This is a genomic window from Ligilactobacillus murinus DSM 20452 = NBRC 14221, from assembly GCF_001591685.1.
Classification (GTDB): domain Bacteria; phylum Bacillota; class Bacilli; order Lactobacillales; family Lactobacillaceae; genus Ligilactobacillus; species Ligilactobacillus murinus.
The window spans coordinates 11,761-26,313 of record NZ_BCVJ01000007.1 but is presented as its reverse complement, the minus strand read 5'-3'; the positions used below and the strand labels follow the sequence as shown (position 1 = coordinate 26,313).

The 14,553-nt window shown below is 42.2% G+C and carries 9 protein-coding genes; 4 read left to right on the top strand and 5 right to left on the bottom strand.

Annotated features, from left to right (window positions below; translation table 11 throughout):
- The first annotated feature begins 136 nt into the window (after window positions 1-136).
- Together LMU01S_RS02560 and LMU01S_RS02555 are read left to right on the top strand one after the other, a co-directional pair.
- Window positions 137-685 carry a cysteine hydrolase family protein gene (locus LMU01S_RS02560; protein WP_056959055.1) on the top strand — a complete coding sequence of 183 codons (549 nt, stop codon included), beginning with the start codon at window positions 137-139 and terminating at the stop codon, window positions 683-685.
- Window positions 686-922: 237 nt separating this feature from the next.
- Window positions 923-1,783: a patatin-like phospholipase family protein gene (locus LMU01S_RS02555; protein ID WP_056959056.1), complete on the top strand. Its 861-nt coding sequence runs from the start codon at window positions 923-925 to the stop codon at window positions 1,781-1,783.
- 66 nt (window positions 1,784-1,849) lie between these two features.
- Here LMU01S_RS02555 and fusA read toward each other — a convergent pair whose 3' ends face one another.
- The 3 genes from fusA to rpsL form a co-directional block, all read right to left on the bottom strand.
- A complete protein-coding gene (gene fusA, locus LMU01S_RS02550; protein ID WP_056959057.1) occupies window positions 1,850-3,940 on the bottom strand; it encodes an elongation factor G in 2,091 nt (696 codons plus the stop codon).
- Between the two features lie 103 nt (window positions 3,941-4,043).
- Window positions 4,044-4,514, bottom strand: a complete 471-nt coding sequence (gene rpsG, locus LMU01S_RS02545) for a 30S ribosomal protein S7 (RefSeq protein ID WP_004050334.1) — start codon at window positions 4,512-4,514, stop codon at window positions 4,044-4,046.
- A 68-nt stretch (window positions 4,515-4,582) separates the two neighbouring features.
- Window positions 4,583-4,996, bottom strand: a complete 414-nt coding sequence (rpsL, locus tag LMU01S_RS02540) for a 30S ribosomal protein S12 (protein ID WP_004050336.1) — start codon at window positions 4,994-4,996, stop codon at window positions 4,583-4,585.
- 286 nt (window positions 4,997-5,282) lie between these two features.
- Between rpsL and LMU01S_RS02535 the strand changes: the two genes are divergently transcribed.
- Together LMU01S_RS02535 and rihC are read left to right on the top strand one after the other, a co-directional pair.
- Window positions 5,283-5,960, top strand: coding sequence for a prepilin peptidase (locus LMU01S_RS02535; RefSeq protein WP_056959058.1), 678 nt, complete (start codon window positions 5,283-5,285; stop codon window positions 5,958-5,960).
- 97 nt (window positions 5,961-6,057) lie between these two features.
- Window positions 6,058-6,975: a ribonucleoside hydrolase RihC gene (gene rihC, locus LMU01S_RS02530; protein WP_056959059.1), complete on the top strand. Its 918-nt coding sequence runs from the start codon at window positions 6,058-6,060 to the stop codon at window positions 6,973-6,975.
- Window positions 6,976-7,033: 58 nt separating this feature from the next.
- Here the strand turns inward: rihC and rpoC are convergent, their stop codons facing one another.
- Both rpoC and rpoB read right to left on the bottom strand, forming a co-directional pair.
- Window positions 7,034-10,705 carry a DNA-directed RNA polymerase subunit beta' gene (gene rpoC, locus LMU01S_RS02525; protein ID WP_056959060.1) on the bottom strand — a complete coding sequence of 1,224 codons (3,672 nt, stop codon included), beginning with the start codon at window positions 10,703-10,705 and terminating at the stop codon, window positions 7,034-7,036.
- Window positions 10,706-10,746: 41 nt separating this feature from the next.
- Window positions 10,747-14,364 (bottom strand): DNA-directed RNA polymerase subunit beta, encoded by a 3,618-nt coding sequence (rpoB, locus tag LMU01S_RS02520; RefSeq protein WP_156470373.1) that lies wholly within the window; start codon window positions 14,362-14,364, stop codon window positions 10,747-10,749.
- Window positions 14,365-14,553: the final 189 nt, after the last annotated feature.

The following is a 14,553-nucleotide window of genomic DNA, read 5'->3' as shown; positions in this document are numbered from 1 at the left end:
CTATATTATTACAAACAAAAACACAAATCAAGTATTTTTTGAAAATATTTTCGTGAAAGCGGTATTTGTTTTTTACTTTACAATTAGATCACTTTTCTTCTATTATAGTAAGAAAATATATTCGAGGTATCTTAACATGAAAAAAGCTCTACTTATTATTGATTACACTAACGACTTTATCGCTGATAACGGCACACTCTCTTGTAAAGAGCCCGGTCAAGCTATCGAAGAGCCTATCTTAAAATTAGCTGATACCTATCTAGCTAACGGTGACTATGTTATCTTACCGACCGACACACATCAGTTAAATGATAAGTACCATCCTGAAAGTAAATTATTCCCCCCACATAATATAGAAAAAACCTGGGGACACCAGCTTTACGGTAAACTGGCAAAGTGGTACCAAAATAATCAAGCTAACGAATTGGTCTGGCAATACTCTAAAGATCGGTATTCCAGCTTCCAAAATACGGGCTTGGATAACTTTTTACGTACTCATAAGATCGATACGCTCTGTTTGACTGGGGTCTGCACCGACATTTGCGTCTTGCATACCGCCGTGGATGCTTACGACTTAAACTATGCCCTTGAGATCCCTAAAAACGCCGTGGCTAGCTTTGACCAAATCGGGCATGATTGGGCTTTACGTCATTTCGAAAATTCTTTAGGTGCAAAAGTGTACTAAAAATAAAGATGCTAGTGGCACTGGATCTGTCAAATATAAGGCGGCTTGATCGTGGAATTGCTCTGCGGTCAAGTCGTTTTTGCTTGTATATGCACACATCTTCTTTTACTTATTATTTAGCCTCTTATCATTTATAGTATTTTTAAGCATTTAGTTCAAATTTTTCCTTTTACCTTGCACAAAAAACTTAAACTTCTTAAAATTAGGTTGTACCAAGAAGAGAGAAGGTCATTAATTATGTACTATAATGCAGCACTAGTGCTTGAAGGTGGCGCCATGCGTGGACTCTACACTTCGGGCATCCTTGATGTCTTACTAAAAAAAGATATTCAATTTAAAACCGTGATCGGTGTTTCAGCGGGCTCTTTGAGTGGTGCTAATTATGTTTCCAAACAATACAAGCGAACTTACAATATCAATACTAAATACCGTGATGACAAAGAATACATCTCAATGGCTAATGTGCTCAAAAAAGAAAGCATCATCAACCTTGATTTCTTATTCGCAGATCATGGACCAACTTGGCATAACTTTGATGCAAAAGCATACGAACGCTCAGAAACTAATTTTGTGGTCGTAGCGACTGAATTGACAAGTGGAAAAGCCGTTACTTTCAACAAGCCAAAACCAGGTAAACCATTTATAAATGCTTTAGAAGCTTCATCTTCTATGCCTTTTATCTCAAAACCAGTCCAAACGGCCAAGGGATTATGTCTAGACGGCGGGATCGCTGATTCGATACCTTATGACCTAGCCCAACAAGCTGGTTTTGATAAAATCGTGGTCGTCAGAACTAGAATGCGAGATTACCGCAAAAAACCAACTAGCTTTGCCTTACAAAAGATCTATCACCGCCATTTCAAAACTTATCCTAACTTTGTCAAGGCTGCGATCGCACGACCAGAAAATTACAATAAGTCGGTCGAAACTTTGAACCAGTTAGAAAAAGACAATAAGATCTTTGTTTTAGCACCAGAAAAACCTGTTAAAGTTGGCCGTTTAGAACATAACGTCAAAAAACTCGATGAACTCTATCAAGTAGGAACTGCCGATATGGAGAACAACTTCGATAAAATGATCGCCTATTTAGAAAGTTGATCTTATGTATCACAAAAAGACCGCTGGGATAACCCCAACGGTCTTTTCTTATACCATCAATTATAATTAAGCGTTGCCGCCGTTTTTCTTGATGATTTCTTCTTGGATAGCCTTTGGCACTGGTTCGTAGTGATCCATTGTCATTGTAAATGTACCACGACCTTGTGTTGCAGAACGCAATGTTGTTGCGTAACCGAACATTTCGGACAATGGAACAAATGCGTTAACAACTTGTGCGTTACCGCGAGCTTCCATACCTTCAACACGGCCACGACGAGCTGTTACGTGACCCATAACGTCACCCAAGTTATCTTCTGGAGCAACAACTTCAACCTTCATGATAGGTTCAAGAATTACAGCGCCAGCCTTGGATGCAGCGTTACGCAAGGAAAGTGATGCAGCAACCTTAAATGCAGCTTCAGAGGAGTCAACATCGTGGTAGCTACCATCATATAACTTAGCCTTAACGTCGATCAATGGGTAACCAGCCAAGACACCATTTTGCATAGCTTCCTTCAAACCTTGTTCTACTGAAGGGATGTATTCACGAGGAACAACACCACCGACGATAGCATTTTCGAATTCGAAGCCTTTACCTTCTTCGTTTGGTGTAAATTCGATCCAAACGTCACCGTATTGACCTTTACCACCAGATTGGCGAACGAACTTACCTTGTGATTGTACTTGTTTTGTAAATGTTTCACGGTAAGCAACTTGTGGTTCACCAACAGTAGCTTCAACGTGGAATTCACGCTTCATACGATCAACGATGATATCCAAGTGCAACTCACCCATACCAGCGATCAATGTTTCGCCTGTTTCTGGGTTTGTTTCAGCCTTGAATGTAGGATCTTCTTCAGCAAGTTTTTGTAAAGCAACGTCCATCTTATCTTGGTCAGCTTTGGATTTTGGTTCCACAGAAACTTGGATAACTGGTTCTGGGAATTCCATGGATTCAAGGATCAATGGGTGCTTAGGATCTGTCAAGGAGTCACCTGTTGTTGTGTCCTTCAAACCGATAGCAGCAGCAATATCACCAGAGAATACTTCAGCGATCTCGTTACGGTGGTTAGAGTGCATTTGCAATAAACGACCTACACGTTCACGCTTGCCTTTTGTAGCGTTCAAGACGTATGAACCAGCTTCTAAAGTACCTGTGTAAACACGGAAGAATGTCAAACGACCAACGAATGGGTCAGTTGCGATCTTAAATGCTAAACCAGCAAATGGCTTGTCATCATCAGCAACAAGTTCAACAACTTCGTCTGTATCTGGGTTTGTAGCGTTATATGGCTTAACATCTAATGGAGATGGTAAGTAATCATTAACACCATCAAGCATCATTTGAACACCTTTGTTCTTGAAGGCAGAACCAGCAAAAACAGGGTATACATCTAAGCTAAGTGTAGCTTGACGAATAGCTTTCTTGATCTCTTCTTTAGAGATTTCTTCCCCACCAAGGTATTTTTCCATGATGTCTTCATTAACATCAGCTAATGCTTCGATCATTTCTTCACGGCGAGTTTGTGCTTCTTCTAAGTATTCTTCTGGAACTGGCACAGTTTCCCAGCTAGCACCGGAAGCATCTTCATCGTAAAGGTCAGCTTGCATTTCAACCAAGTCGATAACACCTTCGAATTGATCTTCAGCACCGATAGGCATTTGAACTGGCAATGGGTTTGCTTGCAAACGGTCCTTGATCGTGCTTACAGAGTAGTCAAAGTTAGCACCGATCTTGTCCATCTTGTTGATGAATACGATACGTGGAACACCGTATGTTGTAGCTTGACGCCATACGTTTTCTGTTTGTGGTTCTACACCAGATTGAGCATCCAAAACAACTACCGCACCGTCAAGAACACGTAATGAACGTTCTACTTCGACAGTAAAGTCAACGTGTCCTGGGGTGTCGATGATGTTGATCCGGTTGTCCTTCCATTGCGCTGTTGTAGCAGCAGATGTGATCGTGATACCACGTTCTTGTTCTTGTTCCATCCAGTCCATTTGTGAAGCACCATCGTGTGTTTCACCGATCTTGTGGATCTTACCTGTATAATACAAGATACGTTCAGTCGTTGTTGTTTTACCAGCATCGATATGAGCAACGATCCCGATGTTACGTGTTTTTTCCAATGGGAATTCACGCTTGTTTGCCATTTGAGATTTCTCTCCTTCCAAAAATAAAGATTGTAGTTCTTTTTTCAAAAAAATGACTACTATAAGATTTACCTATCTAAATCATATAATAGTCATCCTAAAATTACCAGCGATAGTGTGCAAATGCGCGGTTGGCTTCTGCCATCTTGTGTGTATCTTCGCGCTTCTTAACTGATGCACCTGTATTGTTAGCAGCGTCCATAATTTCTTTAGCTAAGCGTTCTGGCATTGTGTGTTCCCCACGTAAACGTGAGTAGTTAACTAACCAACGCAAACCTAATGTTGTACGACGTTCTGGACGAACTTCGATCGGAACTTGGTAGTTAGAACCACCAACACGGCGAGCTTTAACTTCCAAAACAGGCATGATGTTCTTCATTGCTTCTTCGAACACTTCTAATGGATCATTACCTGTTTGTTCCTTAATAATATCAAAAGATTCGTATAAAATTTTTGATGCAGTCCCGCGCTTACCGTCTAACATCAAACGGTTGATCAAGCGTGTAACCAATTTTGAGTTGTAAATTGGATCTGGGAGCACTTCGCGTTTTGCAACGGCACCTTTTCTTGGCATCTAAAATGACCTCCTCAAATTCTAGCTACTTCTTCGTAATTAAGTATTTTTTAGTTATTTATGTTTAATTATTTCTTAGGTTTCTTAGCACCATACTTGGAGCGACTTTGCATACGACCGTCAACACCGGCTGTATCTAAAGCACCACGAACGATATGGTAACGAACCCCTGGTAAGTCTTTTACACGACCACCACGGATAAGCACAACACTGTGTTCTTGCAAGTTGTGGCCGATACCTGGGATGTATGCTGTAACTTCGATCAAGTTAGACAAACGAACACGAGCATACTTACGTAAAGCAGAGTTAGGTTTCTTAGGTGTCATTGTACCGACACGAGTTGCAACCCCGCGTTTTTGAGGAGCAGGATTGTTTGTTTGTACTTTCTTGTAACTGTTATACCCAAAGTTTAAAGCTGGGGAATTAGATTTTGAACCTTTAGACTTACGGCCCTTACGAACTAATTGGTTAATTGTAGGCATATCTAAAGCTTCCTCCTTCCTTGTCTCATGTATTATTTTTAAGTACACACATCCAGGAGTTTCTTTTTTATAAATAAAAAAATAACGTCCCGATGTACGTCGTTTAAATGTGTGCTAACTTGCTCACAGCCAGCACGATCTTGGGCTGATCCCCAAGAGAACTGTTCACATAAAGCACCTTTTACAGAGTAACACGTTTAAACAAGGGATGTCAAATAATATTTTCAAATTATGCACAATTTTTTTCAAAGGTTTTGCGTATCTATAAAGTGAGGAGGGATATTATATGCTGATCACACTGATAATTATCTTAGGTTTATGCCTGGGGTCATTTGCGACTTGCCTAGCTTACCGCTCTAAATACCACTATTCATTGCTCCACCCGCATTCTTTTTGTGAAACTTGCCAGCATAACTTGACTTGGTGGCAACTGATCCCTGTTTTAGGTTATGTTTTACAAAAAGGGCATTGTCATTTTTGCCACCAAAAGATCTCACCCTTTAGCACCTACATCGAATTAGGTTTTGGTCTATTATTGGGCAGTATCTGCTATTTTTTACCATGGGAGATCTGGCCTAATTTCATTTTGACGAGTTTTTGGCTTCTCTGCTTGAGTCTAGAAGATTGGCAAGATACGACTATTTCTCTTTACCTATTGGTATTGGGTGCCATTGGCCTACTAACACTTGCTCCCTTGCAACTTTCTTTTACTCAAGTCGTTTTATTAGGTGTACTCTTGTGGGCAAATTGGACTAAAAAACTTGGTTATGGTGATACCTTTGTTATTTTAGTCTTAGGGATAACACTAGGCGATCAAACTTTGGCTAGCATTTTATTTATCGCTAGTCTAGCCGCACTCATCTATGTCAAATACACTAAACAACATGCACTTCCCTTTGTCCCCTTTCTGTCTTTAGGGTATCTTTTGAGTTTGCCTGTTGCTTTAAATTGGGCTAAATTTTAAAAAAAGTTAAGGCCAAGGGTCGATCCAAGTAAAATCAAGCGGTTTCAATTATAATTTATAGTGTATAATGATATTTTTATATAGAGGTGAATTATTGATGAAACACAAAATTATTTTAGATACTGATCCCGGGATCGATGATGCAGTGATGATCTCAACTGCCCTGACCGATCCCCAGCTAGATGTTGCTTTGATCACTACTGTTGCTGGGAATGTAACGGTTGATAAAACGACTAAAAATGCTTTGAAACTGGTCGACTTTTTCAACAAAGACGTACCTGTAGCAGCCGGGGCAACTGATCCATTGATCAAAAAATTCGAGGATGCGGCTCGGATCCACGGTGAAAGTGGAATGGCAGGCTATGACTTCCCCGAACCAACAAGCAAGCCACTTACTTTGCATGCTGTCCAAGCTTTACATGAAACGCTCAAAAACAGCGCAGAGCCAATAACTTTGATCACTACTGGAGCTTATACCAACATTGCCCTTTTACTGCGTGAATATCCTGAGATCAAACCTAAGATCAAGCAGATCATCGCTATGGGTGGTTCATTAGGCCGGGGCAATATGACTAGTGCTGCTGAATTCAACGTCTTTACTGATCCGCATGCTGCTCAGATCATGTATAGTTCACAGATCCCGCTCGTTATGGTCGGTCTGGATGTTACGCTTGCTGGTCGGATCAGTGATGAAACGACCGCTAAGCTCAAGCAATTTGGGCGTGCTGGCCAAATGCTCCATGATATCATCGGGCATGACTTTGACCATGATGAAAAAGGAACGGCGATCCACGATCTCCAAACGCTCTTTTATCTCGAACATCCAGAAGCTTTTGAAACTAAAGACTACTGGGTCGATATCGTCACAGAAGGCCCTGCAGTTGGGGAAACTGTAGCTGATATCCGTGGTGCCTATCATAATGGTAAAACTAATGCTAAAGTCTGTGTAGGTATTGATACTGCTGCCTTTAATCAATGGTTATTAGATAAGGTCAGCCAAAACATGCAAAATTAGCCCAAACAAAAAGCATCTCGCAAAATCGCGAGATGCTTTTTTAATATATCAGCGATGCTTAGTTTTCATCATCTGCTTTAACAGCAGCCATCGCTTCTTTTGCTTCAAGTGATTTTTCCACATCGGAAATTGAGTAAACACTGTCAGAAGCAGTACCTACTTCTTCAGGAACAATGTCACGGTACTTCTTCATACCTGTACCAGCAGGGATGATCTTACCGATGATAACATTTTCCTTCAAACCGATCAATGGATCGTTCTTACCACGGATAGCAGCATCAGTTAGGACACGTGTTGTTTCTTGGAAGGAAGCAGCAGATAAGAAACTGTTTGTTTCCAAGGAAGCCTTGGTGATACCAAGAAGGACAGGACGTGCTGTGGCTGGGATACCGCCGTTGATCAAAGTATCAACGTTGTTATCCTTAAAGTCGTTGATATCCATCAATGTACCTGGCAACATGTTGGTGTCACCTGGATCCATGATACGAACTTTACGCAACATTTGACGCGCCATAACTTCAACGTGCTTATCAGAAATTTCTACCCCTTGCATACGGTAAACTTTTTGAACTTCACGCAAGATGTAGTTTTCTGTTGATAAGACGTCACGCACTTTGATCAATTCCTTAGGATCGATCGAACCTACTGTCAAGGCTTCACCACGGTGAACATAATCGCCTTCTTTTACCTTCAAGACAGAAGTAAATGGTAAGGAGTATGTTCTCGTATCTGTTTCACCTTGAACTGTAACTTCTTTTGTACGTTCAGCTGGATTTTCTTCAACTGATTGGATGACACCCGTAACTTCTGTGATCGTTGCACGACCCTTAGGATTACGAGCTTCAAAGATTTCTTGCACACGAGGAAGACCTTGTGTGATATCGTCTCCGGCAACCCCACCGGTATGGAACGTACGCATCGTAAGCTGAGTACCAGGTTCACCGATAGATTGAGCAGCCACAGTACCAACTGCTTCACCCACTTCAACTTCATCACCCGTAGCCATGTTACGGCCGTAGCAGTGTTCACAAACACCATGACGTGTGTTACATGTGAAGGCTGAACGGATCGTGACCATTTCAACTCCAGCTTCAACAACTTGTTGTGCCATTGTTTCATCGATCATAACATCAGCTGGAACGATAACTTCGCCTGTTTCTGGATGTTTAACAGCCTTCATCGTGTAACGACCTAAGATACGATCGTATAATGGTTCGATCATTTCGTTACCTTCACGGATAGCTGTAACATCTAAACCACGGTCAGTACCACAGTCTGTTTCGCGAATGATAACATCTTGGGCAACGTCTACCAAACGACGAGTCAAGTAACCAGAGTCAGCTGTCTTAAGCGCCGTATCAGTCATACCTTTACGAGCACCGTGAGTGGAGATAAACATTTCCATCACAGAAAGACCTTCACGGAAGTTCGCAATAACTGGAAGTTCCATTGTCTTACCGTTAGGAGCAGCCATCAAGCCACGCATACCAGCGAGCTGCGTAAAGTTAGAGATGTTACCACGAGCACCGGAATCACTCATCATTTGGATAGGGTTAGATGGATCCATCTTTTCAACTAGCTTAGCTTGGATATCATCTTTAGCCTTGTTCCAAATAGCGATAACACGGTTGTAACGTTCGTCTTCTGTGATCAAACCACGACGGAATTGCTTAGCAACTGTCGCAACTTCTTTGTGAGCACGTTCAACGATCTCTGGTTTTTCATCAAGATCAGTAACGTCAGCGATCCCCACTGTCAAACCAGACTTAGTTGATTCGTAGTAACCTAGATCTTTCATGCGGTCCAAAAGTTCTGCTGTAGCAGTAACTTTGTAGTCCTTGTAGACTTGAGCGATGATGTCTGATAAGAAACCAGACTTAAATGGCGCTACAAGATCTGCTTCTGCCAAGTATTCATGAATATCTTGACCTGGTTCTAAGAAATATTTATCTGGCGTCTTACCGGACAAGTTTTCTGTAGTCGGTTCGTTAAGGTATGGGAAATCTTCTGGTAAGATCTCGTTAAAGATCGCTTTACCAGCTGTTGTCACCAAGATCCGATCTTTTTGCCAGTCTGTAAATGGTGTACCTTTAGCCGCCAAGGAAGATGCTTGCAAACCAATACGTGTGTGCAAGTGCACGTAGTTGTTTTGGTAAGCTGTGCGAACTTCGTTAACGTCTTTGAAGATCATACCTTCACCTTCACGATCTTTTTCTTCGATCGTGATGTAGTAGTTACCGATCGTCATATCTTGAGATGGTGAGATGATCGGCTTACCATCTTTAGGTGCCAAGATGTGGTGCGCAGCAAGCATGAGCAAGCGTGCTTCTGCTTGAGCTTCATCAGATAATGGCACGTGGATAGCCATTTGGTCCCCGTCAAAGTCGGCATTGTAAGCTTCACAGGCAAGTGGATGCAAGCGCATAGCTTTACCGTCAACTAATGTAGGTTCAAAGGCTTGGATACCCAAACGGTGCAATGTAGGGGCGCGGTTCAAAAGAACTGGGTGTTCTTTGATAACATCTTCTAAAACGTCCCAGATATCATCGTCACGACGATCGATCTTACGTTTAGCATTCTTGATGTTAGAAGCCATCCCCCGCTTAGTCAATTCACGCATCATGAATGGTTTGAACAATTCCAAAGCCATTTCATGAGGGATACCCATTTGGTTAAGTTTCAACTTAGGACCAACGTCGATAACCGAACGACCAGAGTAGTCAACACGCTTACCTAACAAGTTTTGACGGAAGCGACCTTGCTTACCTTTAAGCATATGAGATAAGGACTTCAATGGACGGTTACCAGGACCTGTTACCGGACGACCGCGACGACCGTTATCGATCAAAGCATCAACAGCTTCTTGCAACATCCGTTTTTCGTTTTGCACGATGATGCCAGGTGCATTCAAGTCGAGCAAACGTTTCAAACGGTTGTTACGGTTGATAACACGACGGTATAAGTCGTTCAAGTCACTTGTTGCAAAACGGCCACCTTCAAGTTGGACCATTGGACGTAGATCTGGTGGAATAACAGGAATTGCATCCATTACCATCCAGTCAGCATGATTGCCAGAGTTCAAGAAGGCTTCTAAAATATCCAAACGGCGAACGGCACGTGTCCGTTTTTGACCGGTGGCTTCTTTTAATTCTTCTTTTAATTCAGCACATTCTCTTTCTAGATCTACATCGCGTAAAAGTGTCCGAATAGCTTCAGCACCCATTGCTGCTTTAAAGCCGTCACCGTATTCTTCACGTTTTTCACGATATTCACGTTCTGTTAAGAGTTGTTTTCTTTCTAAAGGCGTGTCCCCACCATCAGTAACCACATAAGATGCAAAGTAGATGATCTCTTCAAGGGCACGAGGGCTCATGTCAAGCACAAGACCCATACGGCTAGGGATACCTTTGAAATACCAGATATGTGTTACAGGGGCAGCAAGTTCGATGTGACCCATCCGTTCACGACGAACTTTGGCACGTGTGACTTCAACGCCACAGCGGTCACACACAACGCCCTTATAACTAACTTTCTTGTATTTTCCACAGGCACATTCCCAGTCTTTTGTAGGTCCGAAAATCCGTTCATCAAACAGACCGTCTTTTTCTGGTTTCAACGTACGATAGTTGATCGTTTCTGGCTTCTTGACTTCACCATAAGACCAGCTTCTGATCTTATCGGATGAAGCAAGGCCGATTTGCATGCTATCGAATTTATTGACATCGATCAAAGGACCGACCTCCCTTTCTTATTTTGAAATACGAGTGTTTACTACTTTTCAACTTTTGTTTCTTCTTCGGCTGGTTTTGAGCCTTCTGCTGCTTCTTTTTCAGCTGCTGCTTTTTCGCGCTTAGCTTTTTCTGCTTCAGAAACTTTAGCTAGTGCATCGACTTTCATGATGTCATCATCATCTTCGTCCATGTCGCGCAATTCGATCTCTTGTTTTTGAGCGTCAAGCACTTTCATATCAAGACCAAGTGATTGTAATTCCTTAACTAAAACGCGGAATGATTCAGGCACGCCTGGTTGTGGAATTTGTTCACCCTTAACGATAGCTTCGTAAGTCTTAACACGACCGACCACGTCATCAGACTTGTAAGTCAAGATTTCTTGTAAGGTGTAAGCTGCCCCATAAGCTTCAAGGGCCCAAACTTCCATTTCCCCAAATCTTTGACCACCAAATTGTGCTTTACCACCAAGAGGTTGTTGTGTGACCAAGGAGTAAGGTCCAATTGAACGAGCGTGGATCTTATCATCGACCATGTGAGCGAGTTTCATGTAGTACATGACACCAACAGCAACACGGTTATCAAAGGCTTCACCTGTCCGACCATCGTAAAGAACTGTCTTACCGTCGGATGGAAGACCAGCTTCTTTCAATGCTGCCCAGATATCTTCGTCACGTGCACCATCGAAAACTGGTGAAGTTACGTGGATACCGAGTTTGCGTGCAGCCATACCCAAGTGCAAGTCTAATACTTGCCCGATGTTCATACGGGAAGGCACACCCATTGGAGAAAGCATGATGTCGATCGGTGTACCATCTGGCATAAATGGCATATCTTCTTCAGGGATAACGACTGAGACTGTACCCTTGTTACCGTGACGACCAGCCATCTTATCGCCGACTTGCAATTTACGTTTTTGTGCAATATAAACACGAACCATCATGTTAACACCAGGTGCTAGTTCATCGCCAGCTTCTCGCGTGAAGATCTTCACGTCTTGGACGATACCGCCACCACCGTGAGGCACACGTAAGGAAGTATCACGAACTTCACGTGCTTTTTCACCAAAGATCGCATGCAATAGGCGTTCTTCAGCTGATAATTCAGTCATACCTTTAGGCGTAACTTTACCAACTAAGATATCGCCATCCTTAACTTCAGCCCCGATACGTACGATACCGAACTCATCCAAGTTCTTCAACGCATCTTCACCAACGTTAGGGATCTCACGTGTCATTTCTTCAGGTCCAAGTTTTGTATCACGAGCTTCGGATTCATGTTCTTCAATGTGGATCGAAGTATAAACATCTTCTTTAACTAAACGTTCGTTGATAGCGATAGCATCTTCGAAGTTGTAACCATCCCAAGTCATGAAAGCGATAAGTGGGTTTTGCCCTAAAGCTAATTCCCCTTCTTCCATTGATGGACCATCGGCTAACACATCATCAGCATCAACATGGTCCCCAACACGTACGATCGGTGTTTGGTTGTAGTTCTTACCACCGTTAGAACGACGGAATTTCATTAGCTTGTAAGTATCTAAAGAACCATCTTCACGACGCACGCGGATCTCACGGGCATCAACGTATTCAACTGTACCATCATGGTCAGCGATCAAAGCATCACCGGAGTCATGAGCGGCTTTATATTCAATACCAGTACCAACTAATGGAGCATGTGGCTTGATCAAAGGAACAGCCTGACGCTGCATGTTAGCACCCATCAAAGCACGGTTAGAGTCATCGTTTTCCAAGAAAGGAATACATGCTGTAGCGACCGCAACAACTTGTTTTGGTGACACGTCCATGTAGTCGACTTTATCAACGGAAATTTCGATGTTTTCATCTTTATGACGCGCCATAACAACATTATCAACGAATGAACCATCATCGTTTAATGGTGAGTTAGCTTGAGCTACGACATAGTTATCTTCTTCATCAGCTGTCAAGTAGTCGATCTTATCAGTAACTTTATGTGTATCCCAAGAAACACGACGATATGGTGTTTCCACGAAACCATATTTGTTAACACGAGCATAAGTGGACAAACTGTTGATCAAACCGATGTTAGGACCTTCAGGCGTTTCGATCGGACACATACGGCCATAGTGCGTATAGTGAACGTCACGAACTTCATAGCCAGCACGGTCACGTGTCAAACCACCAGGCCCTAAGGCTGAAAGACGACGTTTATGAGTAAGTTCGCCAAGTGGGTTTGTTTGATCCATGAACTGGGATAACTGGGAACTACCAAAGAATTCCTTGATCGAAGCAACAACTGGACGGATATTGATCAATTGTTGTGGTGTTACCGTTGCGATGTCTTGGATCGACATTCTTTCACGAACCACACGTTCCATCCGTGTCAAACCGATACGGAATTGGTTTTGTAATAATTCACCCACAGAACGGATACGACGGTTACCCAAGTGGTCGATATCGTCAACGCTACCTAGACCTTCTTGCAAGTTGAAGAAGTAGTTCATAGAAGCCAAGATATCAGCTGGTGTAATGTGCTTGTATTCCAAAGGCACATTGCCGTTACCGATCACGTTGATCACGCGTTCTGGATCTGTTTCAGAGTAGACCTTGATGATCTGTAAGGTCATTGGTTCTTGGACCACACCTTCTTCAGATGGATGGAATGTTACCATCTTGAAGTCATCACGCTTGAGGTAAGGAGCTAATTTTTCCATAGCGACCTTATCTAAAAGATCACCCTTATTGACGATGATCTCACCTGTTTCTGGATCAGCTAAAGTTTCAGCTACACGTGTGTTCAACAAACGTGTCTTCAAATCAAGCTTCTTGTTGATCTTGTAACGACCAACAGCGGCTAGATCGTAACGCTTTGGATCAAAGAAACGAGCTGTCAAAAGACTACGGGCAGAATCAGCTGTCTTTGGTTCACCTGGACGTAGGCGTTCGTAGATATCTTTTAAGGATTCTTCAACACGGGAATCTTCCATGTTCTTGTGGATATCTTTTTCCAAAGTATTCATCAATGCATCAGTTTCACCGAGCATTTCAAGAATTTGAGAATCTGATTCGTAACCCAAAGCACGGATCAATTCTGTCAATGGGATCTTACGTGTGCGGTCGATACGTACATAAGCGACATTTTTAGCATCTGTTTCGTATTCCAACCAAGCACCACGGTTAGGGATCACCGTTGTACCGTAGTTTTCACGGCCATTTTTATCTAATTCAGAGTTAAAGTATACGCCGGGTGAACGAACTAATTGTGAGACAATAACACGTTCAGCACCGTTGATGATGAATGTACCTTGCTTTGTCATTAATGGGAAATCGCCAAAGAAAACGTCTTGTGACTTGATCTCTCCCGTTTCTTTGTTGATCAAACGCAAAGTAACGTGTAATGGTGCTGAGTAGTTAGCGTCGTGCTCACGTGCTTCATCGACTGTGTACTTTGGTTCTAACAATTGATAATCGACAAATTCAAGTGATAAGTTCCCCGCGAAGTCTTCGATCGGCATGATGTCTTCAAACATCTCACGCAAACCTTCGTCTAAGAACCATTTGTAAGAGTCTGTTTGGATCTCGATCAAGTTAGGCAGATCTAGAACTTCTTTGATTCGAGAATAACTTCTGCGTTCACGGTGTTTGCCGTATTTTACTAAATGTCCTGCCAAGTTGTTCACCTCTCAAAATATTTACTGTAAATCGCTGCTACAACTGAAAATTAATATTACAATTATGTTACAAATAACTTCTTGCAAAAATTTTCAGTGAATTTTGACAAAAAAAAGCAAAAACAGATCATGTTTAATAAAATAAACCTCACTATTTTTGCTTCTTCGTTTGTCTGATCCGGACAATAGATCGTATCA